A 25,382-nucleotide genomic window follows, 5' to 3' on the forward strand; every position below is an offset into this window, starting at 1 on the left:
TGTCGCGCGCCCAGAGGGCATTATAGGATGAGACTAGGCAAGACTTGCCGGGATGCGCAAAAATGTCTGGTCTCTTTATCATCCCTGTTCCGCAGGAATGGGGAGGTGGCAGCCCGCAGCGCTGACGGCGGGGTTTCTCCCCCTCCACCACCTGTTGTGTCGGCGGTCCCCCTCCCCATCGCTACGCGTCGGGGAGGATTTGGCGTCAGAGCAAAACCCCCGCGAGTTCCGCCATCACCGCGGCGCGGCGCGCCTCGGCATCGACGTTGAGGCCGCCCGAAGTCCATTCGATGCGCGCGTCGCCCTGCGGCACGGCCTCGTCGTCGATCACGGTGATCGCCAGCGGGCGGCCGCATTTCGCCTCGCGCGCCTCGACGAGGACGTCCACTTCGTCGCGCATTTCCGGGTTCACGCGGACCACCAGCGCGGTGCCTTGCGCCACTTGCTCCAGCGCGCGGGCCAGTGCCTCGTCCACGGCGCGCGCGGGAGAGGTTTCGATGGCGTGGCCGGCCAGCATTTCTGCCGCGTGGAGGGCGACCGCGCCCGCCTCGCCGATCATGCGGCGGGCGACGGCTTCGACCTGTCCCTCGATCCCGTCGAGCGCGGCGTGAAGCGCGTCCGTCGCCGCCAGCAGCGCCTCGCCGCGTTCCGAACGGGCCTGCGCGGCGCCCGCCTCGAAGCCGTCGGCGCGGGCGCGGGCGAGTTCGGCGCGGTGCTCGGCCTGCATGCGCTCGATGCGGGATTCAAGGTCCTCGATCCGGTCACGCAAGGATTCGGGCAGGGTTTCCGCGGCGGACGCAGGCTCGGGCTCGCCGGGCACGGGGACAAACGGCGTATCGACGGGGTGGAAGAACACCCGGTCGAAGCCGAAAGGTTGTATCGTTCCCGCGCCGTCGGCGGGTGCCTTCGGGTTAGTTGCCATCAGTCGTCATCAATAGATCATCGCATCGTCGCTCTTGGGGTCGGCGAGGACGATTTCGCCGCGCTCGCCCAGATCCTTGGCGAGCGTGACGAGGTTGCCCTGCGCGGCCTCGCATTCGCGGGCGCGCACCGGCCCCATCGCGGCCATGTCGTCGCGCAGCAGCTTGGCGGCGCGCTCAGTCATGGCGCCGAAGAACAGGCGGCGCATCTCTTCCGGCGCGCCCTTGAGCGCCAGCGCCAGTTCGCGCTTGTTGCAGTTGCGCACTATGACCTGGATCGCGCTCGGCAGCAGGTTCGACAGATCCTCGAAGGTGAACATGAGCGCACGGATGCGCTCGGCTTCCTCGGGCGCCTTCTCGTCGAGCGCGCCGAGCATCGCCTCCTCGGTCGAGCGGTCGAGCGCGTTGAACAGTTCGGCCATCGTCTCGTGCGGATCGCGGCGCTGCGCGCGCGAGAGGTTGGTCATGAACTCCGTCTTGAGCGTCTGCTCGACCTGCACGATCACGTCCTTTTGGACGGTCTCGGTCTTGAGCATGCGCATGACGACCTCGGTGCCGAAATCGCGCGGCAGCGCCGCCAGCACGCGCGCCGCGTGGTCGGGCTTGAGCTTCTGGAGGATCACCGCGACGGTCTGCGGGTGCTCGCTCTTGAGGTAGCCCGCCAGCACGCCTTCGCTGACGTTCGAGAGCTTGTCCCACATCGTCCGGCCGGAGGGACCACGAATGTCCTCCATAATGTCTTTGACGCGCTCGGGCGCGAGCACGCCTTCGAGCAGCCGTTCGGTCGTCTCGTAGGAGCCGTGCAGCGTCGTAATCGAGGACACCTCGCCCGAAAACTGGCCGAGCAGGTATTCGACGACGACGGCAGGCACGCGGCCGAGCGACGCGATCGAGGAAGACAGCTCCTTGATCTCGTCGTCGTTCAGCTGCTGCCAGATGGGGATTCCGTGCTCCTGACCGAGCGCCAGCAGCAGCGCAGCCGCCCGCTGGGTGCCCGAATATTTCTTGAGCTCCGGCGGCTCGCCCACCGCGGTCATCATGTTCACTGCGAGATTCCTTGAAAAATGCGCAATTTCATCCGATCGCAAGGTCTTCCTTCTATTTATAGGAAGGACGCCCACGCAACCGGCTCACGAGGCACAATTGACGATAAGTCTGAATAATGGGTTGATCGGCCTGTCGGTTCTGGGAGGAACCTCGGCCTATTCATCCTATCAAAGCAGCCTCGCCTCGTCCGACAGCGTGGCGGTGACGGCGGCCAAGAAGGCGTTCACGACGCCCACCACGGCGGCGCCGTGGCTCGATGCTCTGGGCACCGATACCGCGACCAGCGCGCAAGTCGCGGCGGTCAAGCGGCTCGCCTCGATCATCGATGCCAATGGCGACAGTTCGCTGGAGGACCTGCCCGACGTCCAGACCGCCTTTACTGCTTACAAGGCGCTGGAAAACCTGCGTATTCTGGCGCAGGCAGGCACCTCCAAGTCGATTTCCGCGACCGAGCGGGCGGCCTTGCAGAAGAGTTTCGCGCTAGGTCTGGCGGACCTTCAGGGCTACCTTTCGAGCGCCGATACCGACCTTCTCGAACTTGGTTTCGGATCGGTGACGAGCAGCACCCGTACCCTGGGCGTCGAGGCTCGCTACGCCACCGGCGCGGTTGCCGGCACCGGCGTTTCGACCACCCGCGCGGCCCCGGTCGAGGGTCTGACGGGCAGTGAAATTTTTCAGGTGACCCTGACCCGCGGCACCACCAGCGAGGTCGTCAGCGTCGATCTTTCGCAGACGAGCACCCAGCCCCCGACGCTTGATTCGGTCGCCGCCGCGCTCAATGCCGCGATCGGCGCGAAGATCGCCACGAACGCCAGCGGCACTCCGATCCTCGATGCCGAGGGCAATACGACCTCGCAGTGGAAGTCGCACTTCACCGTCGAGAAGACCGACGGCAAGTGGGGCCTCACCTTCAACCCCTCGGGCATAGAGAAAGTCTCGATCGATCAGGTCGCGGCGGGCGATGCGTTGATGGTGGCGAGCGGCGAGACGGCGACGATCTCCGGCACCAAATCACCCACTTCGGCCAATGTCTACCGCATCGAGGACCTTGCCGGATCGCTAACCTGGGAGCGGCTGAGCAAGATCAACGCCGTGGATACCGACGCCACCGCCCGCGCCGCCGCAAGCGCGGCCGCCACCGCCAAATCCACCAAGACCGAGCTGGCCGAGAACGCCGAGTACACCGTCGTTTCGGCGACCGCCGCCAATGCCATCGCCACCGACGCGGACGGCTATAGTTACATCGTCGGCACCACCGCAGGCGACATGGGCACGCAGACCGGCGACGGCACCGACGACTTGTTCCTCACCAAAGTCGACAGCGAGGGCACGGTGGTCTGGCAGCGCAATCTCGGCGCGGCAGGCACCGCCTCGGGCGCGGCGGTGACGATCGCGCCCAACGGAGAGATCGTCGTCGCGGGCACCGTCTCGGGCGCGTTCAACGGCAGCGACGATACCCAGACCGACCTCCTCGTCAGCCGCTTCAACGCCAAGGGCGAGGAGCTTTCGAGCACCGCGATCCGCCAGGTCGGCAACGAGACCGCAAGCGCGGTGACAGTCGGCAACGATGGTTCGATCTACGTCGCCGGGCGCGCCGCAGTCGGGGCAGGGGGCGGAGGCGGGGACGCCGTGATCGTGCGGCTCGACGCGGCGGGCAAAATGCAGGAGCGGCGCACCATCGACAGCGGCGGGTCGGACTCGATCTCGGCCCTCGCCATCGATGGGGACGGCAACCTGCTGGCGCTGACCAACGAGAAGGGCGTCGCCACCTTGCGCAAGACCGCCGCCGGATCGCTGAGCACGGAGCTCGGCTCGGTGGCGCTGGGCAATGCCTCAGCCAAGGCGATCGCGGTGTCGGACAGCGGCCAGATCGCCGTCGTCGGCGCCACCAGCACGGCGCTGAACGGCGCGCAGGTCAATGGCCTCTCCGGCGGGACCGACGCTTTCGTCACCCTGATCGAGCCGGATTTCTCCGCCACCCTCACCAGCTACATCGGCACCGACAGCGCCGATCAGGCGGACAGCGTCGCCTATCTGAACGGCGCACTCTACGTCGGCGGACGCACGGCGGGGACGCTGGGCGATGCGAAAAAGGGCAGCGTGGACGGCTTCGTCGCGCGGATCGATCCCGCCGATGGCTCGGTGCAGACGGTCTCGCAATGGGGCCAGCGCAGCAGCGCCGTGGAGCCGGTGCGCATTACCGCCGTCGCGGGCGGGGCGACCAGCGGCCTCGGCGCGCTTGGCCTGCACCGCGGCGTGCTCAACCAGCAGAGCACCGGCGACCTCGTGGCCGAGACCTCGCTGCGGTTGGGCGACAGCTTCAAGATCAGCGTCGACGGCGAGACCGCGCGCACCGTCACCATCGAGAAGGGCGAGACGATGACCAGCCTCGCCGCCAAGATCCGCAAGATCGCCGGCACCGACGCGACCATCACCACGCCCTTCACCGACGGCGCCTCCAGCCTCAAGATCGACGTCAAGTCCGGGCACACGCTGGAACTGATCGCGGGCGCGGACGGCAAGGACGCCCTGGGCAAGCTGGGCCTCGATCCTATCCGCCTCGTGCCCTCCAAGGTGCTCGATCCGAAAGCCGCCAAGGTGATGCCGGGAGGGCGCTTCAACCTGAACTTGTCCAGCGCGCTGACGCTGACCGACGCCACCACGGCAGGCACTGCGCTTTCCCGGGTCAAGAGCGCGCTGTCGATGATCCAGTCGGCCTATCGCTCGCTCTACTGGGATTCGGGCAAGGCGGCGATCGTCGACGGCACCATTTCCGGCAGCGGCGGCAGCGCCTACCAGCAGGCCAAGCTCGCCAGCTATCAGGCCGCGCTTTCGCGCCTCACCGGTTCCTAAGGAGGCACCCGATGTCCACCCTCCCCCCCCTGTTCGACGGCATGGGCCGCGCCATGAAGTCCATGGCCGAGCGCCAGCGCGTCATCGCCGAGAACGTCGCCAACTCCGAGACACCGGGTTACAAGGCCCGGACGGTCGAGGCTCCGGACTTCTCCGCACTGGTGGACGGCCAGCTGGGCTCGAGCGGCACGCCGCACGTGGCTCGCCCGCACGTCGAACTCTCGAGCAGCATGACCGCGCTGGGCGCCAGGGCCCCGCAGGCAGGCGGGCGCATCGTCCTCGACGGCAATACCAGCGAGACCAAGCCCGACGGCAACAACGTGACGCTGGAAGACCAGCTCCTGTCGCTGGGCCAGGTGCAGCAGGACTATGCAGCGATGACCAACCTCTATCGCAAGCAGATGGCGCTGATGAAGACGGCGGTGGGCAAGGGGTGACCGGCATCCTCCCCGTTGCGCAGCAATGGGGAGGGGGACCGCCGACGCAGTCGGTGGTGGAGGGATAGCGCGCTCAAAGCCCCCTCCGTCAGTCGCTGCGCGACTGCCACCTCCCCATCGCTACGCGACAGGGCGGATTGAGCCGACACTTAAAGGATGAGCCTTGGCGAGCAGAAAATTCGCCCCTTCATCCCCAATTTCGCATCCATTTCGGACCTTGCAGCGTTATCCTGCAAACCCACAGATTCCGCCGTTTCGCGCATCCACACTCCGGTTTTGCGGAGGGCGACTGGCCGGATTGCGTAAGAAATGCGAAATTTTAAGGATATCGCAAGGCAGTAAGCGCCAATTCCCAAGTTCCGCCAATCAAGCGGCGGTCGCGAAAAAGACCCGATTCGGCAGAACACTCCGAATGGGCGCATTGACCGGGAAGGTCGGACATGAAAAGTCCCGGCCATCCCCAGAATGGAACAAGATCTGCGATGAACGACAAGTCGCCCGGATTAAGCGGTCGGGCCGGTCCCCGGCAAGTAATGGAGGCGGCGATGACGACAATCGATTACCATCGCATGCTCGTATTCCCGAACCGCATCCGTAAGTTTCGCAAGCAACTCAATATCGGCAGCCTGCTAGAATTGTCGGAGCGGCTTTCGGGAATAACCTATATCCGCCTCTCCAAGATCGAGCGGGGAGAGATTTTCGCCCGGCCCGACGAACTGCGTGATCTCGGCCGCGCGCTCGGCGTGGACCCCGTGGAACTGCTGATCGACGTCGATGCCCCAGGTTTCGACATCGCCGCATGGGCGGAACCTCTCCACGGCCCCGCCCCTGCCGACCCTGAGGGCGAACTGCGCGCGGTGCTGCTCGCCGCCGCCCTGCGCGCGCGGCGCGGCGGCGATCCGGCGCTGACGATCGCGGTGCTCGAAAGCGAATACGGCATTGCCCCGGTGGTACTGTCGCGGATCGAGAATGCGCTCAAGCCGCTGGAACGCTGGAACGAGGACGTGCGGGCCGCCCTGCGCCGCCTGTTCGGCGCGCCCGACGACAAGGCGCTGATGGCCGAGGTCGAGGCGCTCCACGCCGCCGGGGACCTCGACGCGGTGCTGCCGATGGTCGCCAACCCCGAGATCCGCCTCACCAAGTCGCGCACGCGCATCGCAGCGCTGAAGGACGAACTGAGCGGCGGCGCGCCTGAGGTTGCTGCTCCTGTAGCAGCACGGGCAACGATTCCAGCTCCGGCGCCGAAGACCGAGCCTATGGCTCCCGACAACGCCGCTACCCTGCGCCTGCTTCCCGTCCTCGGCACCCCCCTGCCCGGCGGCCTGATCGCGCCAACCCCGACCGGCGCCGAGGTCGAGGCGCCGCGCAGCGCGGGCCCGCGCGCCTATGGCCTGCGCCTCGGCCGCCCGACGCTGGGCGCGGGACTGCCCGGCCGCGCTACCTTGGTGGTGGACCCCGACCGCTACCCCGCCACCGGCGGTCTCGCCGTCGTGCGCGAGGGTGAGGCGCTGCGCGTCCTTTCCGTCGCCGCCGACCGGCACGGCCGCATGCTCGGCTATTCGCAAAGCCCTGATCTGGAAGTGATGCTCGACACCCTCGCCCCGGCCGACGTCGCGGCGGTGCTCTCCGCGGTGTTCGAGTAAGGGCGACGCCACTCGCGGCGCTCGCCCCCGGGAGTTGTAACCCGTTTTTGGGATAATTCTTCGATTACACCGAATTTGGGTTAAAAATTGAAGTGACCCTTTTTTGGGTTGATGCCGTCACCGCGTTCATGGCTTCCTCTCCCTCCTTCCATGCCGTCCTCATGGGCGATCTCGTGGGGAGCGAGCGGCATGCGGATCCCCGGGACCTGCACGCCCGGTTCAATGCCGCGATCGACCGCCAGAACAAGGCCCTTGCCGCCGACATGGCCTCGCCATTGACGATAACGCTTGGTGACGAATTCCAGGGCCCGTTCACCTCGCTGGTGGCTGCCGCGCAAGCCGCGCGCGAGATCCGCTTCGAGTTGCTGGGCAAGGACATCGACTGCCGTTTCGTGATCGGCAGCATCGATCTTAGAACATCGGTCAATTCCCGGCGCGCCTGGAACATGATGGGGCCGGGCTTCGCCGACGCGCGGGAACGTCTGGGGGAAAAGCGCTCTGCGAGCCGTTACCGCTTCTCCTTCCCGCAGTACGAGCTTCTCGAAACCCTGCTGGAAGCAAGCGGCGCAAGCCTGACCGCCATCGAGCGCGGGTGGTCGCAGGCCCAGCGCGGCGATATCGTCAAGCTGCTGGCCGGGGCCTCGGTCGCCGAAGTGGCGAACGCCCGCAATGTCAGCGTACACAACGTCTACAAAGTGCGAAGCGCAGGCGACTTCGAGCTGTATGTCATCCAGTGGGCCGCCATTCACAAGGCGCTCGCCGAGCTCGACCATCGATACCGATTGCCGGGGGCCGACAAATGGGGTGCGCATTCCTTTACACCGCAGTAGCCCTGATACTGCTGACCTGGGAGGGCAACCTGATCTGCCGGGGGATCTTCCACCTCAGCGGCCTGAAGGATTCCATCGCGCATCTTCCTACTGCGGCGCACAACGCGGGCCGCTGGATCGGCGTATTCGAACGGCTGATCCTGGCCACGGGGATCATCGTCCATAGCTGGGAGATCCTTGCCGCTGTGATCGCGCTCAAGACCGTCGCGCGCTTCAAGGACATGGACGAGCGCAATTTCGCCGAATACTTCCTGGTCGGATCGCTGTTCAGCATCTTGTGGACGATGCTGGCGACGAGCGCGTGGATCGCATATGACCACAACGCGGGGATCGACTTGCGCACACACACCGAGCAATGGCTCGGAATTTAGGCCGGGAAGGGCTGACCGGGAATCGTCTTTCAGAACGTGCCGCAGTTGCCCGGTGCCTTGCGGCCGGCGAAGCGGGCGTCGATCCAGTCCAGCATCGCCGCCGCCTCGCTGCGCGCGACGGTCTCGTGCCGGCCCCCCTGTATCGACATGAAGCGCACGGTCCTGCCCCGCCTGCAGGCGAGGCGGGCGAAGTCGCGCACCACGGCCGGGGCGACGATCGTGTCCGCCGTTCCGGTCGCGATCAGGGCGGGGACCGGGATCGCCGCCGCGGAGGGATTGTTTGCGCGCATCATGCGGCCCCAGGGCTGCTGCCGGGATAAATCGAGCCTGGCGATCGCCCGCTGGGCAATGGCGATGCCGGCGATGGTGCCCAGCTTGGGCCGGGCGTCGAAGCGCACGCAGTTGTTGTCGGCGAGCCGCATCATCACGCGCTGGACCGAGGGCGACCCGAACGTCGCCATGGGCGCGCCGTAGAGCCGCGACCAGCTGGTCGCCGTATAGGCGATCAACAGGGCGCGCACGCGCGGGTCGCTGCCTTCCGTCAAGTTGCGGGGAAGGTCGGTCGGCGGCACCACCGCGACGATCCCCGACAGCTGCAGCTCGGGCGCGTAGCGTGCCTGGATCTGGCCGGACCACAAGGCTGCGTGGCCGCCTTGCGATTCCCCCCAGAGCGCGAAGCGGGTGCCGCTCGCCGCCGCCGGGATGCGACGCGCGGCGCGCACCGCATCGAGGGTGGAACGGCCCTCGCTCACGCCGATCAGCACCGGATGCACGCCTTCCGACCCCAGCCCCGGATAGTCGGGCGCGACCACGGTATAACCGCGGGCGAGGGCATCCTTCAGGCCGGGGATCACGGTGAAGTTGTCGTCCCCCAGCGACGGCGCGCAGCGGCGCGCGATGCCGACCAGCCCGTGCGTCCAGGCGATGACCGGCCGGGCGGGAGCAGCGGGAGCGGGGGCAGCGGGGGCGACGACCATGCCGGTCACCGCGAGGGGCCGGTCTTTCTCGTCACGGGTCCAGTAGCGGATGCGCCAGGCCTTCATGCCGGCAGGCGCGGTGGCGACCGGATCGGCCGCGATCAGCGTGCCCGCAGACTGCGCCCGCGCCGTCGAAGCGGTGAATGCCATGGCCGCCGCCAGCAGCAGAACCGGTTTCCCGCAGATACCGCCCATCAGGCCGCTCCTTCCCGAAACAGACTGCGGCCTTAGCACGCCGGAGGGCGGCGGGGCTCCCGAAAATTACCCGCTCAGAACTCCCCGTTGAGCGAAATCGGCGTCGTCAGGTCCGCGCGGGCAAGGGTGCCGCGCGCCCCGTAGGCGTAGGCGCGGTTGCCGGTCAGGCGCTTGGCCTCGGACGCAATCGCGCCCATCAGGTCGGCGGACAGCTCGATGTGCCGTTCCAGCAGCGCGGCGTTGACCATCGAGGCGGCGCGCAGCTCGCCCAGCGCTTCGGTGAAGCTCTCGCGCAAGGGGGCGTCCAGCTGCGCGGTCCAGCCCGGCTCCTGCCGCGTCACGCGGGCGAGGTGTTCCTCCAGCGTGCCCACGAGCCGCGCCTTGGCCGAGGCCAGTTCGGCCAGGTCGAGCGCGCGGATGCCGCTCTCCAGCGCGCGCGTCTCCTCGCGCATGACCGAGGAGAGCGAGGTCATGACCCCGACGATGGCGGCGGCGGTCTCGTTGTCATTCGGCATTGGTCGCGCCCTGCAGGCGGATGATCTGCGCCTCGACCGCCGAGGCAATGCCGAGGCCCTTGCCGGACGCGATGGAGTTGCCGATCTGCTCGGCCAGGATGCCGCGGAACATCTCCTCGCCGTGGCCGCCGGAGAACTGCTCGTCCTGCTCCACGGTTTCCATCATGATCTTGGTGATCTGGCCTGCGAAGACGCCTTCGAACTGGCGCGCCACCGCCGCCGGGCTGCGATCCTGCGAGATCGTCGGCGCCTGAACCGGCGGCCGCGTGGGATAGGTATTGATCGGATCGCTCATCCTACTGCACCGCTATTTCGGCCTGCAGCGCGCCCGCCGTCTTGAGCGCCTGCAGGATGGTGATGAGATCGCGCGGGCTGACGCCCAGCGCATTGAGGCCGCCCACCAGCGTCTGCAGCGAAGTGCCGCTGGTCAGCATCGCCAGCGCCGCGCCGTTTCCGTCGTTGGCCTGGATGGTGGTGCGCGGCAATACCGCCGTCTGCCCGCCCGAGAACGGCGCGGGCTGCGAGGCCACCGGGGTCTCGGTGACGCTGATCGTCAGCCCCCCTTGCGCGATGGCCACCGGACTGACGCGCACGTCCGCGCCCATGACCACGGTGCCCGCCGCCTCGTTGATGACGATCCGCGCGGGCTGGTCGACCGCGACGGTCAGGTTCTCGACCTGGGTGACGAGGTCGATCAACGAGCCGCTGCCATAGGGGCGCAGCTCCACCGTGCCGGGATCGAGCACTTCGGCCGAGCCGGGCGCCTGCCGGTTGATGGTCTGGGCGATCTGGCGCGCGGTGGTGAAATCGGGGTTCTTCAGCGCCAGTTTCAGCGAGTGGGCATTGCGCAGGTCATAAGGCACCTCGCGCTCGATGATGGCGCCGCCGGCGATGCGCGCAGTGGTCATCACGCCCCGGCTGAGCTTCGCGCCCGCCCCTTGCGCCTTGAAGCCGGAGACGGCGACGGGCCCTTGCGCCACCGCGTAGATCTCGCCGTCCAGCGCCCGCAGCGAGGAGACGAGGAGAATGCCGCCCTGCAGGCTGCTGGCGTCGCCGAGCGCCGAAACCTGCACGTCCACCGTCGATCCCGCGCGCGCGAAGGGCGGCATCGTCGCGGTGACGGTTACGGCGGCGACGTTCTGGGTGAGCATCTGGGTGCCCCGGATGTTGACGCCCATGCGCTCCAGCATCGCCTGCAAGGTCTCCTCGGTGAAGGGGACGTTGCGGATGCGGTCGCCGGTGCCTTGGAGACCGACCACCAGGCCGTAGCCGACCAGCTGGTTGGTGCGCACGTTCTCGACGTCGACGATGTCCTTGATGCGCGGCTGCGGGCCTGCCTGTGCCACCGAGGGCGACAACAGGGCGAGAAGCGCGAGGAGGAACGGCAGCCGGGGCATCGTGTGCTTTATAGGATGGAGTTGGGAGGGTCGGGTGTGACCGACGCAATTCCTCCCCGAGCTTGTCTCGGGGAAGGGGGACCGCCCGCGAAGCGGGTGGTGGAGGAGAAGAAGGCGTGCAGATTCTCCCTCCGTCGCCGACTTCGTCGGCGCCACCTCCCCAAGACAAGCTCGGTGAGGAACATCAGCGCCCCGCCTTCTTCGCCAGCTTCAGCACGTAGCCGATGATCTCCGCCACTGCCTGATAGTGCTCGATCGGGATGGGGTGGTCGATCTCCACCGCCGCGAAGAGCGCGCGGGCCAGCGGCGGGTTCTCCAGGATCGGCACCCCGGCCTCCGCTGCGACCTCGCGGATGCGCAGGGCCACCGCGTCCACGCCTTTCGCTACCACCGTCGGCGCGGCGGTCACGCCATGCTCGTATTTGAGCGCGACGGCGTAGTGCGTTGGGTTGGTCACGATCACGCTGGCGGTCGGCACTGCCGACATCATCCGCTTTCGCGAGCGCTGCATCTGGATCTGGCGGATCTTGGCCTTGATCTTGGGATCGCCGTCGTTCTGCTTGTGCTCGTCCTTCACTTCCTGAAGGGTCATGCGCATGCGCTGCAGGAAGCTGCGGCGCTGCCACAGGAAGTCGAACAGCGCGAGACCCGCGACCAGCATCGCCACCGCGCGCAGGGCCTCGAACGCGAGCCCCCCCGCCGCCGCACCGATCGCGCCGGGAGAGCGGCCGACCAGCCCGTCCACGCCCTGCAGGCGCGGCGCCAGCACCATCCACACCACGAGGCCGATTGCGCTCATCTTGGCCAGCGTCTTGGCGAATTCCACCAGCGCGCGGGTGCCGAACAGGCGCGAGAACCCGCTCGCGGGCGAGAGCTTGGACCATTTCGGCGAAAGACGCGACCAGCTCATCACCGCGCGGCCCTGCAGGAATATCGTGCTCACCGCCGCGGCCATCAGCACCGCGAAGACCGGCAGCAGCGACACCAGCGTGTGCCACGCGACCCCGGTGGCCAGGCCCTGCGCGCCGTCCGGATCGAGGCTGAAATCCTCCGCATGGCCCCAGAGCCGCTTGAGCATGGTGCCCAGGCTTTCCATCGCCGAGAGCCCCAGCCACCCCGTCACCGCCAGAGCGCCCGCCATCATCGTGGCGTGGCGAACTTCCGGCGCGATGGCGACTTCGCCGCGCTTGCGGGCGTCGTCGAGCTTCTTCTGCGTAGGCTCGTGTGTGCGCTGGTCCTTGTCGGGGGCGTCATCGGCCATGTCAGAGGTTCCACCCGCTCTGCATGAACGTGGCCATGGCGTTCGCGAAAGCAGTGAGCATCGCCCCCATCGTCATCGCCAGGACCGAGAGACCGAGCAGCAGGTTCGCGGGCTGCATGATGAAGAACACCTGGATCGAGGGCGCCACCCGCGCCGCCAGCCCCTGCCCCAGATTGAACAGCATGCCGTAGAGGATCAGCGGCGCGCACAGGCTCAGCCCCAGCGCCGTCGCCTGCCCCATGACCGCGACGGCGAGATGCGCAAAGTCAGCGGCAGGCGGCATCCCGCCGACCGGAAAGCTGGCGTAGGACTTGAAGATCGAGGCGATCCACAAGTGATGCAGGCCCGTCGAAAGGCACACCACGATCGCCGCGACGCCGACGAACCGCGCGAGCAGCGGCACCTGCCCGCCCATCGCCGCATCGACCACCAGCGCGGAGGACAGGCCCACCTGCTGCGAGGCCAGCGCCCCGGCAATGGCGGCGGCACTGAACAGGATGCGCACGATCATGCCGAGCGCGAGGCCGACCATGACCTCGCCGATCACCAGCAGCGGCATCGACAGGCCGGACTGCAGCGCAGGCGTGACGTGCGGCTCCAGCATGCCATACATGCCGAAGGTGAAGGCCAGCGCCATGACGAGGCGGATCTGCATCGGCAATCCGTCGTCGGAGAAGGCGGGCAGCAGCATGATGACGCTGCCGACGCGGCAGAACAGCAGCAGGAACGCCGCCGTGTCGATCGGCAGACGCAGCAGGGTCGCGAGGTCGATGGCGTTCATGCGGCTGCGCCCGCGCGGTAAATCGACGCGCACGCGCAATCGCGGGGATGACGGATCGGGTTTTGATACCCCAACTCTCGCCCATGCGAGCTTCGATCAAGCACGATCGGCGGCCTAATGCGCGACGATGGCGTCGGCCACGCGGTCCATGAAATTGCTCAGGGCATGGCCGATCATCGGCAGGCTGAGCAGCATCACCACGCCCAGCACCAGCAGCTTGGGCACGAAAGTCAGCGTCATTTCCTGCACTTGCGTCAAGGCTTGCAACAGGCCGATGAGCACGCCGACGATCAGCGCGGCGATCAGCATCGGCCCGCAGATGGTCAGCATCAGCACCAGCGCGGCGCGGGCGAGTTCGATGGCGGCGTCCGGGGTCACGGGATGGCGCGATGCCGCCCCTTTGCTTCGTCACCCTGAACTTGTTTCAGGGTCCATCGCGCCTCAAGCCCGGTGCTTTGCCGCAGCAAACCGCAAGCGCCGATGGTGACATAAGCCATCGGGTACGACCGCCCGATAGATCCTGAATCAAGTTCAGGATGACGGGGATTTGGTCCCCGTTCAGCGCACCCGCTCATCCCTAGATCTGCATCTTCATGATGTCGGAGTAGGCCGAGACCACCCGGTCGCGCACCGCCACTACCGTATCGAGCGCGGTTTCCGCCGCGCCGATGGCGGTGACGACGTCGATCAGGTCGCCCTTGCCGCCGATCTGCTTGATGCTCTGCGCCTCGGCCCCGCGCAAGGCGTCGCCGGTCTGCGAGACCATGCTCTCAACCATCGAGCCGAACCCGCCGCCGCTCGGAGCAAGACCACCGGAGGGCGCTAGGCCGCCACTCTTCTGGCCGGTATCCGAGAGCGGATTGGTGGCCCGGGCCGCCCGGGCGTAAGCGGAAAGCCCGTCGAGGGAGCCGATCGACATTGCCTCGTCCTTACTTCAGCAGATCGACGGTGCGCATGGTCATGCCGCGCGCCGCCTCGATGGCGTTGAGGTTGGCTTCGTAGGAGCGCTGCGCCGCCTTCATATCGGCGGCCTCGATCAGCGGATTGACGTTGGGCTGCTCGACATACCCTTGCGCGTCGGCGACGGGATTGCCGGGCTGGTAGATCCGACCGAAGGCACTCTTGTCCGCTTCGATGGACTTCACGGTAACTTGCGTGGCGCCAGTATCCCGATCGACCTCGCTTGCGAAACTGGCGACGCGGCGGCGATAGGGATCGCCCTCGGCCGTGGTGGCGATGGAGTCCGAGTTGGCGAGATTCTCGGCGATGACGCGCATCCGCAGCGCCTGCGCGCGCAGACCCGATGCCGAGACGTCGATCGAATTGCCCAGTTCCGCCACGCTTGGTCCCCAGATGCCCCTGTACGCCCTTACCTCGACCTTATAGGCAACTTTTTCCTAGTGGCGCACTACTCCTATAAATTTTTCCCCTATAAAGCTGCGAGTGAAAGGAGACGCGCGGTGTCCGTCCTCGAAGGCATTCCCATCGACTTGCAGATCGTGCTGGGCTCCACCAGCATCCCGGTCCGCCAGGTGCTCAAGATGAGCCGCGGCGCGATGATCCAGCTCGACTGCGGGCAGGACGATCCGACGCGCCTCTACGTCAATGACCGCCTCGTCGCCGAGGGCCGCATCCTCGTCAACGGCGAGGCCATGTCGCTGGAGATCACCCGCGTGGTCCAGGCCGAGCGCTGAAAGGTGGACCTGTTCTCGCTTGTGCGCATGCTGGGTGCCCTTATGGTCGTGTTGGGTGCCCTTGTGTGCCTGTTGTGGGCCGTCAAGCGCTACGACCTGACCATGCCGCGCAAGTGGCTGGAAAAGCTGGGTAATACCGGGAATGACAAGCGCTTGCAGGTAGTCGAGCGGCTTGCCGTGGACCAACGCCGCTCGCTGGTGCTGCTGCGCCGTGACGATACCGAATTCAGCGTCCTGATCGGCCCGGAAGGCGTGACGGTGCTGGACAGCACGGCGGCCCCAAAGGCGGTCGAGATCGTCAAACAAAATTATGAAAATCAGATATTTGATAAGGAACCGGAAGCACACAAAGCCTCCTTCGCGGACCGCATTCCAGTGCTCCCGGACGTCTGGTTCACGCAGGACGTGAAGACGGAACTGCACTGATGAGCGCCCCTGCCACCCCTGCCGGTTTCCCCGGGGAAACCGTGCTTCGGCGCATTCTGGCCGTTCTCGCGGTTCTGGTGGTCCTCGTCCTGCCCGTCGCGGCGATGGCCCAGAGTGCTGGCGCCGCAGGCGCAGCGAGCGCCCTGACCGGCGGCGGCACGATGTCGGGCCGGGTGCTGCAGCTGGTGATGGTGCTCACGGTGCTCAGCTTGGCGCCGGGCATCCTGATGACGATCACCTCGTTCACCCGCATCGTCGTGGCGCTCTCGCTGCTGCGCTCGGGAATGGGCGTACAGGGCGTGCCGCCCAACCCGATCGTCATTTCGCTGGCGCTGTTCCTCAGCTTCTTCGTCATGGCACCGACGTTCGACGCGGCGTGGAAGCAGGGCATGGAGCCCTACAACGCCGGGCAGATCAACGAGACCGAGGCGCTGTCCCGCGCCAGCAAGCCGTTCCACGCCTTCATGCTGAAACAAGTGCGCGACGATGACGTGAAGCTGTTCGTCAGCCTCTCGGGCAAAGTGCCGAAGAGCCGGGCGGAACTGCCGATGACGACGCTGATGCCCGCCTTCATGATCTCCGAACTGCGCCGCGCGTTCGAGATCGGCTTCCTGCTGCTGCTGCCGTTCCTGGTGATCGATCTTGCGGTGGCGGCGGTGCTGATGGCGATGGGCATGATGATGCTGCCGCCCGCGACCGTGTCGCTGCCGATGAAGATCATTTTCTTCGTGCTGGTCGATGGCTGGGCGCTGGTGGCGGGGTCGCTGGTGAAGAGTTTCGGGTAGCGCCTTGCCGCAGGGGGCTTCGACTAGCTCAGCCTGAGCGGGTTGAGGGCGTTTGTCTCCCTGCGCGCGCCCGTCATCCCAGCGAAAGCTGGGACCGCTGGCCGCATGAAGCCCAACCCTCGGCAGGGCATTCGAACGAAAGCCCGCAGTAACAGGCCAGCGGTCCCAGCCTTCGCTGGGATGACGGGCTTTTTTATTTGAAAGCTGCGCTCGCCCCCAACACTTCGCTCATCCTGAGCTTGTCGAAGGATCGGGTTCCAGCGCAGCCCCTACCCCGGCGACGCCTTCGTCACCGCCACGGAGCGTACCGCGTCCTTGCCGTAGACCTCCAGCGCGGCGTCCATCACCACCTTGCGGAAGGCATCGAGCCCTGGCAGCATTCCGTCCGGCCCGCTGGCCATCGGCGTGCGATACGTCCGCAGGTTCACCGCGTTCATCAATAGCGGCAGCTTCGCGCCCACTTCCTCGGTCGTCCCCTGCGGCACCTCGAGCTGGATCTCGAACGTCTCGTAGCCCGAAAGCCGCCCGTCGGCGAAGACCAGCGGCGCCAGCACTTCCACCGGCGGCACGAACTCGGTCGGGCCTTTGGTCGGCTTCTTCGCATGCCCCGTCACCAGCTGCGGCGCGAAGTGGAGCACGCCCCAGGCCCCCGCCCCGCCGACGCCGAGCCCCGCCACGGTGGCGAGCAGGCCCATCACGATGCGCTTGATCATGGTGCCCTCCGCTCAGAACTTGAAGCTGGCGTCATGCGGCAGCGCGCCTGCCTCGGCCATGACGACGATGGTGATGCGGCGGTTTTCGGGGCGATCGGGCTGGTCGGGATAGACCGGCTCGGTGCCCGCCTTGCCGACGACCTCGGCGAAGCGGTCCGCCGGCAGCCCTGCCGCCACAAGCGCCGCCCGCGCGGCAAGGGCGCGATCGGCCGAAAGCTGCCAGTTGGCATCGCTGTTCCCGCCCGCGCCGTCGGTATGGCCCTCGATGGCGATGCGCGCGTCGATCCCGGCAAGCTGCTTCGCCGCCCGCGTCAGCAGCGCCCGCGCGAAGTCGTTGAGCTGTGCGGTGCTACCCTTGAACATCGAGCGCTGCGCATTGTCGACGAGGTGGATGCGCATCCCCTCGCGGCTCGGCCGCACGTCGACATTGGCGCGTCCCTGGCTGTCCATCGGCGGCTGCAGCGCCACCTGCATCTCCTGCGCCATGACGCGCAGCGAAGCCGCGGGCACTTCCGCCGTACCCCCGCGCGCGGTGCCCACGGTCCCGGCCTCCGAGGCGGGCTGGCCTTCGGGCTCTTCCTTGTCGCCCTGATTGTTGCGCCCGTGGCCGCCCGATCCCGGCTGCATGCCGGGGTCCTTGGTCAGCGTGGTCGCCGGGTTGGCCTTCTCGGAATCGGCGGAGAAGTACTCGGCAAGGCCCTTGAGCTGCACTTCGTCCGGATTGGCAAGCAGCCACAGCAGCATGAAGAAGGCCATCATCGCGGTCACGAAGTCGGCATAGGCGACCTTCCACGCGCCGCCATGGTGGCCGCCGCCGACCACCTTCTTGACCTTGCGGATGACGATGGGGCGCTTTTCGTTGCCCTTGGTGGCCATGGGTCAGCGCGCCTCAGGCCGGAGCGGCATTGAGCTGTTCCTTCACCGCCTCCAGCGCCGTCTCCATCTCCTGGAAGCTGGGGGCGTAGTTCGACGGCGTCATGCGGCGCGCCAGCTCGATGGCGATCTCGGTGGGCTGCTCCTGCGCGTGGCCGACGATGGCGGTCTTGACCAGCGTGTAGGGCTTGAAATCGGCGTCGATGATCTGCTGCAGCTTCTGCGCGATCGGGCCGACGAGGCAGTAAGCCAGCAAAACGCCGAGGAACGTGCCGACCAGCGCGCCGCCGATCATCGCGCCGAGGATCTCGGTGGGCTGGTCAATCGAACTCATGGTCTTGATCACGCCCAGAACCGCCGCGACGATGCCGATCGCGGGCAGGCCGTCGGCCATCATCTGGATCGCGTGCTGGGGGCCGAGTTCCTCGTGGTGGTGGCGTTCCATATCGCCCTCCATCGCCTCGGCCAGCTGGTGCGGGTCCTCGAAGTTGACGGTCATCATGCGCAGGTAGTCGCAGATGAACTCGATCAGCTCGTGGTCCGCCACCAGGCGCGGATAGCGGGCGAACAGAGCGCTTTCCTCGGGCCGGTCGAGGTGTGGCTCGATGGCGTTGGCGCCGCCCTTGCGGAAGGTGGCGAGCAGCGCGAACAGCAGCGCGAGGAGGTCACGGTAATCCGCCTCCTTCCAGCGCTCGCCCTTGAACACGCGGGCGATGCCCTTGCCCGCCTTCTTCAGGGTCGTCATTGAATTGCCCAGCGCGAACGCACCCAAAGCGGCACCGCCGATCGCCATCATCTCGTGCGGCAGGGCGTGGAAAATGACGCCCATGCTGCCGCCCGACATCAGGAAGCTGCCGAAGACGCACACCAGAATGACGACGAGGCCGACGATATTGAGCATGGAAATTTCCGAGAAAGCTTTGCCCGTGAGAGACGGGACCTTTGCTGAATTATAGGACGGCGTGCTGCATCGCGGTGGCGGCTCGCGCATTTTTCGCGGGCGCGACCGGGCGGGGGCGTGACGCTCTATATGAGACAGGCGACGCTATTTGCCCCACCCCGTCCGGGAGCCCCGATGTCCGTTAACGCCTACGTCCGCGCCCGCAAGGTCGCCGAGACGCCCCGTAGCACCGAATTCCGGCTGATGACCGAGATCACCGCCCAAATGATCGCCGCGCGCGATGCCGGGTTTTCGGGCGTACAGCTGGCCCCCGCACTTCACCGCAACCGCGAGGTCTGGGGCGCCTTCCGCACGCTGTGCATCGATTCCGCCAACGCCCTGCCTGACGAACTGCGCGCCGGGATCGTCTCGCTCAGCCTGTGGGTGGACAAGTACACCTCGCAGGTGATCACCGGGCGCGAAAGCGTGGACGAACTGATCACCGTCAACCGCACCGTGATGGCCGGGCTGGCGAACGAGAACGGCGCGGTGCCGGTGGGGTGAGGACGTAGCGTGTGAGCACGATGCGCCCGATTGAAATACATCCCCCCATCCCTGCGAAGTCATCCCCGCGAAGGCGGGGACCCAACTGACGCCGGTGCAACAGGCACCCTCAGGAGATGGGTTCGCGCATTAGCGCTTCGCGCTGCCCTCCGGGTCGCGGAAAATGACGACACAGAATATCACTCAGTGCGCCGCCACCATCGCCTGGCGGTACTCGGCCATGAGCGCGAAGCGCGGATCGGCGACGGCAAGATCGCCCATGGTCTTGGCGGCGCGCTTGGCGATCTGGCGCATGCGTTCGCGGACGGTCTCGTCCTCGGCCCCATCGAGCGCCGAAGTCTCGAACAGGCGGCCCTCGACGACCTGGCGGTTGTGCTGGAGGCGCTGTTCCAGCTCTCCGACTTCCCCGGTGTCGAGCACCGGACGGCGCTGCGCCACCGCCCCGGCAGCGCGCTCGGCGCGGGTCAGCTTGCGGGGCTGGGCGCGGCGGCGGATGCGGTCGAGGCCGGAATTGCGCATGTGCTCGACGTAGCTGTCGGTCAGCGCGCTCATCGCCGAATGGGCGAGGTAGTCGCTGGCCCCGGCCTCGGTGCGGCCGAGCGCATCCTCGTCGGCGATGGCCGCCAGGATCGACAGCCCCTCCCCGTCCTCGCCGCCGGTGATGGCGTCGAGCGAGACGGTGGTGGCTTCCACCTTGCGGGCGGAGGGGCGCTGGTCGGTCATGACGCGGAAGCGCAGGCTCTGCAGTTCACCGCGAATCTGCCAGTTCACGAACGTCGTGAACTGCGCCTTCTCCGGCTCGTAAGCCAGGATCGCGCGGTGGACGGCGATGGCGCAGCACTGCTCCGCATCGTCCCAGTGGCCGACGAGGCCATACTGCCGGATGAAATGGCGGATGCGCGGCGCGATCAACTTGAGGATGCGGGCGAAAGCGCGGTCAACCTCGGCCCGCTGCCGCCGGGTCTGCTCGGTGCCTTCCGGCGGCATATTGGCGCTGACCGCAGCAACCGCAGCCTCGAGCGCGACAGTGATCTTCGACATGGCGAACCCCGATGGCACGCGAAGCCCCTTGCGACGCGTCCATGGGCTCGGAATCTATTCCTATAAATCGGGAACCAGCAATCCTATACGAGAGTTATCCACTGATGCGGCAAAATTTGCCGTAGCGGTGGAGTGATTTTCCTACCTATTCGCACTTTGCGCCACGCCTCACGGGCTTCGACAAGCTCAGCCTGAGCGGGATTGGGGCGTAATTTAACGAAATCTGACCAAATTTCACTTTCATCCCATCCCTCCGCTCATCCTGAGCTTGCCGAAGGATGGCACACACTGCCCCCGCCAATATAGGATCAGGCAAATCTTTCCGGCCGGACGTGCTTGCCGACATAGTCCATCAGCCACGACCGGTGCGCCGCAACCGCGCCTCCGGCCTGTGCGATCCGCCGTTCCGCCGCCGCCGAACCGACTTGCGCGCCCAGCAGCTTGCGCGCGCGGTCGGGTGAGAGGCCGCCCGCAAGAAACCGCCTGGCATCGCCGACGCCGAGGTGATGGCCAAGGTACGCCGCCTGCGCGACCTCGGTGGTGCCCGCGCCGATTGTCGCGCCCGAGCGGCGCAGCGCCGCGACATTGGCCCTGGCATAGTCCGCCACCGCCTCGATCGAGGCGCGCGGATCGTAGCGCAGCGCCAGCAGGGCGCCCCGGCTCTCCGCCTTGACCTGCCCGCGTGCGTCGAGCCAGCCGTTGGCCTCTGCCGTGCTGTTGAGCCAGGTGCCGGAGCGCACCGCCTCGCCTTCCCACGTTCCGTTGAGGAACTGGCCGAGCCCCGCCGCGCTGGAACGCGGGTTGCGCGAATAGGGCTGCCACGTCCCGCCCGGGCCCTTCGCCGCCTCGGCATCGACGATTGCGGCCAGCGCCGAGGCCGGGAGGCCGGTCCGCTCCGCCGCCGCGCCGAGCATCCCGGCATAGCGCGCATTCGCGCCGTCGCCCATGGCGGACACCGCATCGCCGCTCGTCTTAGCCGGAACCTCGACCTGCGGCACAGCCGTGTCCAGCGCCGCCTTCGAGGCCGGATCGAGGATCGCCAGCAGCCGGTCGAGCCCGATCGGATCGCTCTGGTGCAGGCCCGTCACCGAGGGCTTACTCTCGCCTTTCGCCTCATCGGCCGAACCCAGCGCCGCGCGCCACAGGCGACCGGACATCTCCGAACGCGCCGTATCGTAGATCAACCGCGCCTTCTGCGACGCCGACAGATTCGCTGCCGTCAGGTCCGAAGAGGCGGTCTTGTCGATCATCGCGCGCGCAGGGTCCGCAGGAAGGCGGCGGCACTGATGTCGTCGGTGGCGGACTGCTCGGCGGCGGCTTCGTCGCGCAGGGCTTCGGCGCGGTAGTCGTCAGCGGCGTTCTCGATCCCGCGCAGCACGCCGTAGGCGTCCACTGCGACTTCGCGCAGGGCGTCGAGCCGCGCCTGCAGCTGCGTCTCACGGGCCGAAAGCGCCTGCCGCTCGCCGCGCATGCGCCGCTGCCAGCCCGGCGAGACGAGAGTGAGGTCGGTGGCGGCAAGGTCCGCCTCGTGCACCAGCGCGGCGGCGACGCGCATCCGCTCCTGCTCGACCGCGCCCAAGGCGCCCGCCTCGGTGCGGATGGCGCTGCTCACTTCGTCCAGTTCGCGCTGCCGCACGCGCAACGCGGCGTCATAGGGCGTTTTCATGAATTTCCTCCAGAATACCCGAGAGCGCCGCGAAGTCTTCGGCGGCGAAGCTGCGGACGCGCTTGTCCTGACTGAGCAGCGCCTCGATGCGCGGGGCGAGTGCGACGGCGCGGTCGACTTCCGCATTGGCCCCGGCGCGATAGGCGCCAAGGCGCACCATCTCCTCCATGTCCTTCCACGTCGCCAGTTCGGCGCGCGCGGCAAGGCGGGTGGCGTTGTCCTGCGGTTCGAGACACTGCGGCAAAGTACGCGAGACCGAACGCAGGACGTCGATGGCGGGATAGCGCCCGCGCTCGGCGATCTTGCGGGTGATGACGACGTGCCCGTCGAGAATGCCGCGCACTGCGTCCGCCACCGGCTCGTTATGGTCGTCGCCGTCTACGAGGACAGTGAACAGGCCGGTTATCGCCCCCTGCCCCGCAGTTCCCGGCCCGGCACGCTCCAGCAGGCGCGGCAGTTCGGCGAAGACGGTGGGGGTATAGCCCTTGGTCGCGGGCGGCTCTCCGGCGGCGAGGCCGATCTCGCGCTGGGCCATGGCGAAACGGGTGACCGAGTCCATCAGGCACAGCACGTCCAGCCCCTCGTCGCGAAAATGTTCGGCGACGGCCAGCGTGGTCCAGGCGGCCTGGCGGCGCAGCAGCGCGGGCTCGTCCGAGGTGGCGACGACGACGACACTGCGCGCGAGGCCCTCCTCACCGAGATCGTCCTGGATGAATTCCTGCACTTCGCGGCCACGCTCGCCGATGAGGCCGATGACGGCGACGTCGCACTCGGTCCAGCGCGCCAGCATCGACAGGAGCGTGGACTTGCCCACGCCCGATCCCGCGAAAAGGCCGAGGCGCTGGCCCCGGCACAACGGCGCGAAAAGGTCCAGCGCGCGCACCCCGGTCTCGATCCGCGCACCGACGCGGGCGCGCGCGGAGGCGGGCGGAGGCGCGGACTTGATGCGGCGCTGCTCGCGTCCTTGCGGCAGCGGACCCTTGCCGTCGACCGGACGGCCGAGCCCATCCACTACCCGGCCCAGCCAGCCCGAGGAGACGCGCAGGCCCAGTTGCCCGGCCGACAGATCCGCGCGCGAACCGGAGGCGATGCCTTCCGGCTCGTTGAAGGGCATGCAGTGGGCGATGCCGTGATCGAGGCCGACCACTTCCGCCTCGATCGCCCCTACAGGCGAGCGCAAGGTGATCCGCGAGCCGATCCGCGCCGCCCCGGCAAGCCCGTCCACCTCGATAAGCGCACCGCGCACCGCGACGACGCGGCCGTAGCGCTGGTCGGGCGCGAGCATGCGCAGGCCGGATGCGGCGGCAGCTAGGGGCACGGGGCTGCCCCATCCCTCGTCATTGCGAGCGCAGCGAAGCAATCCAGGGCAGCGCAAACCGTCCTGAATTGCTTCGCTGCGCTCGCAATGTCGAACGGGGAAGGTAGCATCGACGCGCTACTCCGGAACCACGCGGGCCAGCGCCTCGGCTTCGTAGGCGATCAGCCAGCGGCAGTCGGCCAAGGCCTGGTAGAACTGGCCGACAGAAACCTTGTTGGCGAAAGCGACGCAGACCGCCTTGGCCTCGGGCGCCTCGAGCGCGCCGAGCAGGATTTCCAGCTTCTCCAGCAGGGTCTGCTGGTGGCGTTCGAGATCGGCCGGGTCGATGTAGGCCATCATGCACGCGAAGTAGAGCTGCTTGGCGGGCGAGGTCGCGTCCTGCGGCTTCATGACGTCGCGCCCGCGCAGGATCGTAGCGTCGTTTTCCAGCACCAGATCGGTGCGACCGACCGCGCGCAGAACCGCGCCGTTCACGATGACCGGCTCGCCGTTGCGGAGCGAAATACGAAGCGTCATGTCCCAGAATGTCCCTTTGAGACTGACATTATAGGATGGCAGTGCTGCGATCCGGTCAAGGCAGGCAATTTTTGCCGGGGGGGGGTCAAGCAGGCCGACTTATCCTCCCTGTTCCGCAGGAATGGTGAGGTGGCGCCGACGATGTCGGTGACAGAGGGGTTTTTCCTGCGCCTCCCCCTCCACCAACGCCTGCGGCGTCGCCCCCCCGTTCCTGCGGAACAAGGAGCATTTTTCCGACCGGACAACCAACCCTCCCCAATTCATCCTACAATGCCTGTGTCCGGTGCGTGGGTGCGCCGCCCCGCGACGCCAATATTGCCGCATGGACGGCACAGGAGACATGCAATGAGCCTCTATTCCGCTCTCTATGCCGGCGTTTCGGGCCTCAGTGCGCAGTCGAGCGCCATGGCGACCGTCGCGGACAACATCACCAACGTGAACACCGTGGGCTACAAGGGCACCTCGGCGCAGTTCGAATCACTGGTAAACGGGGGCAGCGTCTCCTCGACCTATTCGGCGGGCGGCGTGACCGCGACGGCAAAGTCGCTGATCTCCAAGCAGGGCCTGTTGCAGGCATCGTCCAGCCTGACCGACATCGCCATCGACGGCGCTGGCTTCTTCGTCGTGCGCTCAAGCGCCGACGCCAGCGGCGCGACCGCCTTTACCCGCGCGGGATCTTTCACCACCGACAGCTCGGGCTACCTTCGCAACACCTCGGGCTATTACCTGATGGGCTGGCCGCTCGACACGCAGGGCAACTATGCGAACAACGGCGCGATCTCCTCGCTTGAACCGATCCGCCCGACCGCACTGACCGGGGCAGCAGCGCCCACGACCTCGATCGAACTGCGCGCCAACCTCGATTCCACCTCTGAGGCGGTGGCGGACTACGACGCCGGCGACATGTCGAGCGGCGACGTCGATCCGCAGTTCTCGCGCTCTGTCGAAATCTACGATTCGCAGGGCACCGCGCATACGCTGACGTTCAACTTCGTGAAGACCGGCGCGAACCAGTGGGCAGCCGAGATCACCGGCGACCCCACCGACATCTCCAGCGTCAACGGCGACCCCGTGGGTGCGAACGGCATGATCGCCAGCACCACCGTCAGCTTCAACGCCGACGGCAGCCTCGACCTCGGCACCCCCGCGACGGCGCTGTTCGGCAGCCTGCAGCTTGAATACAACAATGGCGCCGCCGCGATGCCGATCAGCCTCGACCTCGGCGGCAACGCCGGGCTCGACGGGCTGACCCAGTTCGGCAGCACCTCGGCGCTGCTCTCCTCAACCGTCGATGGCGGCATGCTGGGCACGGTAGCTTCGGTGAAGATCTCCGACACTGGCGTCGTCAGCGCGGTGTTCGACGACGGCACCTCACGCGCGATTTATCAGCTGCCGATCGCCACCTTCCAGAACCCGGACGGCCTGACCCGCATCGGCGGCAACGCCTACATCGTCTCGGAAGATTCGGGCAACTTCGCGCTGAACGAGCCCGGCACCGTGGGCGGCGGCAAGATCTCGGCGAGCATGCTGGAAGCCTCCAACGTCGATCTGGCGTCGGAATTTTCCAACATGATCCTGTTCCAGCGCGCCTACAGCGCCTCGTCCAAGATCATCACCACGGTCGATGACATGCTGCAGGAAGTGAGCAACCTGAAGCGCTGATCACGCAGCTGCCCGGC

Annotated in this window: 29 protein-coding genes; 10 read left to right on the forward strand and 19 right to left on the reverse strand. The window is 67.2% G+C overall.

The window, feature by feature from the left end; genetic code table 11:
• Nucleotides 1–205: 205 nt before the first annotated feature.
• Together QRN25_RS17120 and QRN25_RS17125 are read right to left on the reverse strand one after the other, a co-directional pair.
• Nucleotides 206–922: a FliH/SctL family protein gene (locus QRN25_RS17120; protein ID WP_036527426.1), complete on the reverse strand. Its 717-nt coding sequence runs from the start codon at nucleotides 920–922 to the stop codon at nucleotides 206–208.
• 9 nt (nucleotides 923–931) lie between these two features.
• Nucleotides 932–1,960 carry a flagellar motor switch protein FliG gene (locus tag QRN25_RS17125; protein WP_036527424.1) on the reverse strand — a complete coding sequence of 343 codons (1,029 nt, stop codon included), beginning with the start codon at nucleotides 1,958–1,960 and terminating at the stop codon, nucleotides 932–934.
• A gap of 103 nt (nucleotides 1,961–2,063) precedes the next feature.
• Here QRN25_RS17125 and QRN25_RS17130 point away from each other — a divergent pair, with 103 nt between their 5' ends.
• From QRN25_RS17130 to QRN25_RS17150, 5 genes are all read left to right on the forward strand, one after another.
• Entirely contained in the window at nucleotides 2,064–4,820 is a 2,757-nt protein-coding gene (locus QRN25_RS17130) for a hypothetical protein (protein WP_285020418.1), read from the forward strand.
• Between the two features lie 11 nt (nucleotides 4,821–4,831).
• On the forward strand, nucleotides 4,832–5,257 hold the full coding sequence (locus QRN25_RS17135; RefSeq protein WP_036527421.1) for a flagellar basal body protein: 426 nt from the start codon (nucleotides 4,832–4,834) through the stop codon (nucleotides 5,255–5,257).
• Nucleotides 5,258–5,802: 545 nt separating this feature from the next.
• Complete coding sequence (locus tag QRN25_RS17140; protein ID WP_271182374.1) at nucleotides 5,803–6,900, forward strand: helix-turn-helix domain-containing protein; 1,098 nt, start codon at nucleotides 5,803–5,805, stop codon at nucleotides 6,898–6,900.
• 92 nt (nucleotides 6,901–6,992) lie between these two features.
• Nucleotides 6,993–7,730: a SatD family protein gene (locus tag QRN25_RS17145; protein WP_285020420.1), complete on the forward strand. Its 738-nt coding sequence runs from the start codon at nucleotides 6,993–6,995 to the stop codon at nucleotides 7,728–7,730.
• A complete protein-coding gene (locus QRN25_RS17150) occupies nucleotides 7,700–8,101 on the forward strand; it encodes a hypothetical protein (RefSeq protein WP_271182376.1) in 402 nt (133 codons plus the stop codon). The genes QRN25_RS17145 and QRN25_RS17150 overlap by 31 nt, the downstream gene beginning before the upstream one ends.
• Nucleotides 8,102–8,130: 29 nt before the next feature.
• Here QRN25_RS17150 and QRN25_RS17155 read toward each other — a convergent pair whose 3' ends face one another.
• From QRN25_RS17155 to flgC, 9 genes are all read right to left on the reverse strand, one after another.
• Complete coding sequence (locus QRN25_RS17155; protein ID WP_285020421.1) at nucleotides 8,131–9,273, reverse strand: alpha/beta fold hydrolase; 1,143 nt, start codon at nucleotides 9,271–9,273, stop codon at nucleotides 8,131–8,133.
• A gap of 74 nt (nucleotides 9,274–9,347) precedes the next feature.
• The gene (locus tag QRN25_RS17160; RefSeq protein ID WP_036527415.1) at nucleotides 9,348–9,788 is read right to left on the reverse strand and encodes a flagellar biosynthesis protein FlgN; all 441 of its coding nucleotides are present in this window, start codon (nucleotides 9,786–9,788) and stop codon (nucleotides 9,348–9,350) included.
• Complete coding sequence (locus QRN25_RS17165) at nucleotides 9,778–10,083, reverse strand: rod-binding protein (RefSeq protein WP_036527407.1); 306 nt, start codon at nucleotides 10,081–10,083, stop codon at nucleotides 9,778–9,780. The genes QRN25_RS17160 and QRN25_RS17165 overlap by 11 nt, the downstream gene beginning before the upstream one ends.
• Nucleotide 10,084: 1 nt before the next feature.
• Complete coding sequence (locus tag QRN25_RS17170; RefSeq protein WP_036527406.1) at nucleotides 10,085–11,185, reverse strand: flagellar basal body P-ring protein FlgI; 1,101 nt, start codon at nucleotides 11,183–11,185, stop codon at nucleotides 10,085–10,087.
• Between the two features lie 184 nt (nucleotides 11,186–11,369).
• The gene (gene flhB / locus QRN25_RS17175; protein WP_285020422.1) at nucleotides 11,370–12,446 is read right to left on the reverse strand and encodes a flagellar biosynthesis protein FlhB; all 1,077 of its coding nucleotides are present in this window, start codon (nucleotides 12,444–12,446) and stop codon (nucleotides 11,370–11,372) included.
• A gap of 1 nt (nucleotide 12,447) precedes the next feature.
• On the reverse strand, nucleotides 12,448–13,227 hold the full coding sequence (locus QRN25_RS17180; RefSeq protein ID WP_285020423.1) for a flagellar biosynthetic protein FliR: 780 nt from the start codon (nucleotides 13,225–13,227) through the stop codon (nucleotides 12,448–12,450).
• 114 nt (nucleotides 13,228–13,341) lie between these two features.
• Nucleotides 13,342–13,605, reverse strand: coding sequence for a flagellar biosynthetic protein FliQ (locus QRN25_RS17185; RefSeq protein ID WP_008832787.1), 264 nt, complete (start codon nucleotides 13,603–13,605; stop codon nucleotides 13,342–13,344).
• 199 nt (nucleotides 13,606–13,804) lie between these two features.
• The gene (fliE, locus tag QRN25_RS17190) at nucleotides 13,805–14,146 is read right to left on the reverse strand and encodes a flagellar hook-basal body complex protein FliE (protein ID WP_285020424.1); all 342 of its coding nucleotides are present in this window, start codon (nucleotides 14,144–14,146) and stop codon (nucleotides 13,805–13,807) included.
• 10 nt (nucleotides 14,147–14,156) lie between these two features.
• Nucleotides 14,157–14,567, reverse strand: coding sequence for a flagellar basal body rod protein FlgC (gene flgC / locus QRN25_RS17195; RefSeq protein WP_285020425.1), 411 nt, complete (start codon nucleotides 14,565–14,567; stop codon nucleotides 14,157–14,159).
• A gap of 120 nt (nucleotides 14,568–14,687) precedes the next feature.
• Here flgC and QRN25_RS17200 point away from each other — a divergent pair, with 120 nt between their 5' ends.
• From QRN25_RS17200 to fliP, 3 genes are read left to right on the forward strand one after another with little or no spacing between them, the layout of a single operon-like run.
• Nucleotides 14,688–14,921, forward strand: a complete 234-nt coding sequence (locus QRN25_RS17200; RefSeq protein WP_008832790.1) for a FliM/FliN family flagellar motor switch protein — start codon at nucleotides 14,688–14,690, stop codon at nucleotides 14,919–14,921.
• Nucleotides 14,922–14,924: 3 nt separating this feature from the next.
• On the forward strand, nucleotides 14,925–15,347 hold the full coding sequence (locus tag QRN25_RS17205) for a FliO/MopB family protein (RefSeq protein WP_285020426.1): 423 nt from the start codon (nucleotides 14,925–14,927) through the stop codon (nucleotides 15,345–15,347).
• Nucleotides 15,347–16,132, forward strand: coding sequence for a flagellar type III secretion system pore protein FliP (gene fliP, locus QRN25_RS17210; protein ID WP_051586964.1), 786 nt, complete (start codon nucleotides 15,347–15,349; stop codon nucleotides 16,130–16,132). The genes QRN25_RS17205 and fliP overlap by 1 nt, the downstream gene beginning before the upstream one ends.
• Before the next feature lie 269 nt (nucleotides 16,133–16,401).
• Here fliP and QRN25_RS17215 read toward each other — a convergent pair whose 3' ends face one another.
• The 3 genes from QRN25_RS17215 to motA are packed head-to-tail and all read right to left on the reverse strand — an operon-like array spanning nucleotide 16,402 to nucleotide 18,619.
• Nucleotides 16,402–16,845, reverse strand: a complete 444-nt coding sequence (locus QRN25_RS17215) for a hypothetical protein (RefSeq protein WP_211150606.1) — start codon at nucleotides 16,843–16,845, stop codon at nucleotides 16,402–16,404.
• Nucleotides 16,846–16,857: 12 nt separating this feature from the next.
• Nucleotides 16,858–17,721 (reverse strand): flagellar motor protein MotB, encoded by an 864-nt coding sequence (locus tag QRN25_RS17220; RefSeq protein ID WP_211150607.1) that lies wholly within the window; start codon nucleotides 17,719–17,721, stop codon nucleotides 16,858–16,860.
• A 13-nt stretch (nucleotides 17,722–17,734) separates the two neighbouring features.
• Entirely contained in the window at nucleotides 17,735–18,619 is an 885-nt protein-coding gene (gene motA / locus QRN25_RS17225; RefSeq protein WP_285020427.1) for a flagellar motor stator protein MotA, read from the reverse strand.
• A 174-nt stretch (nucleotides 18,620–18,793) separates the two neighbouring features.
• On the opposite strand from motA, the gene flaF reads away from it, so the two are divergent.
• A complete protein-coding gene (gene flaF, locus QRN25_RS17230) occupies nucleotides 18,794–19,162 on the forward strand; it encodes a flagellar biosynthesis regulator FlaF (RefSeq protein WP_036527388.1) in 369 nt (122 codons plus the stop codon).
• A gap of 183 nt (nucleotides 19,163–19,345) precedes the next feature.
• Here the strand turns inward: flaF and QRN25_RS17235 are convergent, their stop codons facing one another.
• The 5 genes from QRN25_RS17235 to QRN25_RS17255 form a co-directional block, all read right to left on the reverse strand.
• Nucleotides 19,346–20,203: a sigma-70 family RNA polymerase sigma factor gene (locus tag QRN25_RS17235; protein ID WP_211150608.1), complete on the reverse strand. Its 858-nt coding sequence runs from the start codon at nucleotides 20,201–20,203 to the stop codon at nucleotides 19,346–19,348.
• A 308-nt stretch (nucleotides 20,204–20,511) separates the two neighbouring features.
• Nucleotides 20,512–21,453 carry a peptidoglycan-binding protein gene (locus QRN25_RS17240; protein WP_271182382.1) on the reverse strand — a complete coding sequence of 314 codons (942 nt, stop codon included), beginning with the start codon at nucleotides 21,451–21,453 and terminating at the stop codon, nucleotides 20,512–20,514.
• Nucleotides 21,450–21,869, reverse strand: a complete 420-nt coding sequence (locus QRN25_RS17245; RefSeq protein ID WP_036527383.1) for a hypothetical protein — start codon at nucleotides 21,867–21,869, stop codon at nucleotides 21,450–21,452. The genes QRN25_RS17240 and QRN25_RS17245 overlap by 4 nt, the downstream gene beginning before the upstream one ends.
• Nucleotides 21,853–23,154 carry a flagellar protein export ATPase FliI gene (gene fliI, locus QRN25_RS17250; RefSeq protein WP_051586963.1) on the reverse strand — a complete coding sequence of 434 codons (1,302 nt, stop codon included), beginning with the start codon at nucleotides 23,152–23,154 and terminating at the stop codon, nucleotides 21,853–21,855. Before fliI ends, QRN25_RS17245 begins: the two co-directional genes overlap by 17 nt.
• A gap of 150 nt (nucleotides 23,155–23,304) precedes the next feature.
• Complete coding sequence (locus QRN25_RS17255; RefSeq protein ID WP_036527376.1) at nucleotides 23,305–23,703, reverse strand: flagellar biosynthesis repressor FlbT; 399 nt, start codon at nucleotides 23,701–23,703, stop codon at nucleotides 23,305–23,307.
• Between the two features lie 345 nt (nucleotides 23,704–24,048).
• On the opposite strand from QRN25_RS17255, the gene flgE reads away from it, so the two are divergent.
• Nucleotides 24,049–25,365, forward strand: coding sequence for a flagellar hook protein FlgE (gene flgE / locus QRN25_RS17260; RefSeq protein WP_271182383.1), 1,317 nt, complete (start codon nucleotides 24,049–24,051; stop codon nucleotides 25,363–25,365).
• Nucleotides 25,366–25,382: the final 17 nt, after the last annotated feature.

The organism is Novosphingobium sp. fls2-241-R2A-195 (genome assembly GCF_030209485.1).
Classification (GTDB): Bacteria; Pseudomonadota; Alphaproteobacteria; order Sphingomonadales; family Sphingomonadaceae; genus Novosphingobium; species Novosphingobium resinovorum.

Bases quoted from the DNA above. Each gene is read 5' to 3' on its own strand.
- QRN25_RS17120 (WP_036527426.1), bottom strand. From the start codon at position 922: ATGGCAACTAACCCGAAGGCACCCGCCGACGGCGCGGGAACGATACAA.
- QRN25_RS17125 (WP_036527424.1), bottom strand. From the start codon at position 1,960: ATGATGACCGCGGTGGGCGAGCCGCCGGAGCTCAAGAAATATTCGGGC.
- QRN25_RS17135 (WP_036527421.1), top strand. From the start codon at position 4,832: ATGTCCACCCTCCCCCCCCTGTTCGACGGCATGGGCCGCGCCATGAAG.
- QRN25_RS17140 (WP_271182374.1), top strand. From the start codon at position 5,803: ATGACGACAATCGATTACCATCGCATGCTCGTATTCCCGAACCGCATC.
- QRN25_RS17150 (WP_271182376.1), top strand. From the start codon at position 7,700: ATGGGGTGCGCATTCCTTTACACCGCAGTAGCCCTGATACTGCTGACC.
- QRN25_RS17155 (WP_285020421.1), bottom strand. From the start codon at position 9,273: ATGGGCGGTATCTGCGGGAAACCGGTTCTGCTGCTGGCGGCGGCCATG.
- QRN25_RS17160 (WP_036527415.1), bottom strand. From the start codon at position 9,788: ATGCCGAATGACAACGAGACCGCCGCCGCCATCGTCGGGGTCATGACC.
- QRN25_RS17165 (WP_036527407.1), bottom strand. From the start codon at position 10,083: ATGAGCGATCCGATCAATACCTATCCCACGCGGCCGCCGGTTCAGGCG.
- QRN25_RS17170 (WP_036527406.1), bottom strand. From the start codon at position 11,185: ATGCCCCGGCTGCCGTTCCTCCTCGCGCTTCTCGCCCTGTTGTCGCCC.
- flhB (WP_285020422.1), bottom strand. From the start codon at position 12,446: ATGGCCGATGACGCCCCCGACAAGGACCAGCGCACACACGAGCCTACG.
- QRN25_RS17180 (WP_285020423.1), bottom strand. From the start codon at position 13,227: ATGAACGCCATCGACCTCGCGACCCTGCTGCGTCTGCCGATCGACACG.
- fliE (WP_285020424.1), bottom strand. From the start codon at position 14,146: ATGTCGATCGGCTCCCTCGACGGGCTTTCCGCTTACGCCCGGGCGGCC.
- fliP (WP_051586964.1), top strand. From the start codon at position 15,347: ATGAGCGCCCCTGCCACCCCTGCCGGTTTCCCCGGGGAAACCGTGCTT.
- QRN25_RS17215 (WP_211150606.1), bottom strand. From the start codon at position 16,845: ATGATCAAGCGCATCGTGATGGGCCTGCTCGCCACCGTGGCGGGGCTC.
- QRN25_RS17220 (WP_211150607.1), bottom strand. From the start codon at position 17,721: ATGGCCACCAAGGGCAACGAAAAGCGCCCCATCGTCATCCGCAAGGTC.
- motA (WP_285020427.1), bottom strand. From the start codon at position 18,619: ATGCTCAATATCGTCGGCCTCGTCGTCATTCTGGTGTGCGTCTTCGGC.
- flaF (WP_036527388.1), top strand. From the start codon at position 18,794: ATGTCCGTTAACGCCTACGTCCGCGCCCGCAAGGTCGCCGAGACGCCC.
- QRN25_RS17235 (WP_211150608.1), bottom strand. From the start codon at position 20,203: ATGTCGAAGATCACTGTCGCGCTCGAGGCTGCGGTTGCTGCGGTCAGC.
- QRN25_RS17240 (WP_271182382.1), bottom strand. From the start codon at position 21,453: ATGATCGACAAGACCGCCTCTTCGGACCTGACGGCAGCGAATCTGTCG.
- QRN25_RS17245 (WP_036527383.1), bottom strand. From the start codon at position 21,869: ATGAAAACGCCCTATGACGCCGCGTTGCGCGTGCGGCAGCGCGAACTG.
- fliI (WP_051586963.1), bottom strand. From the start codon at position 23,154: ATGCTCGCGCCCGACCAGCGCTACGGCCGCGTCGTCGCGGTGCGCGGT.
- QRN25_RS17255 (WP_036527376.1), bottom strand. From the start codon at position 23,703: ATGACGCTTCGTATTTCGCTCCGCAACGGCGAGCCGGTCATCGTGAAC.
- flgE (WP_271182383.1), top strand. From the start codon at position 24,049: ATGAGCCTCTATTCCGCTCTCTATGCCGGCGTTTCGGGCCTCAGTGCG.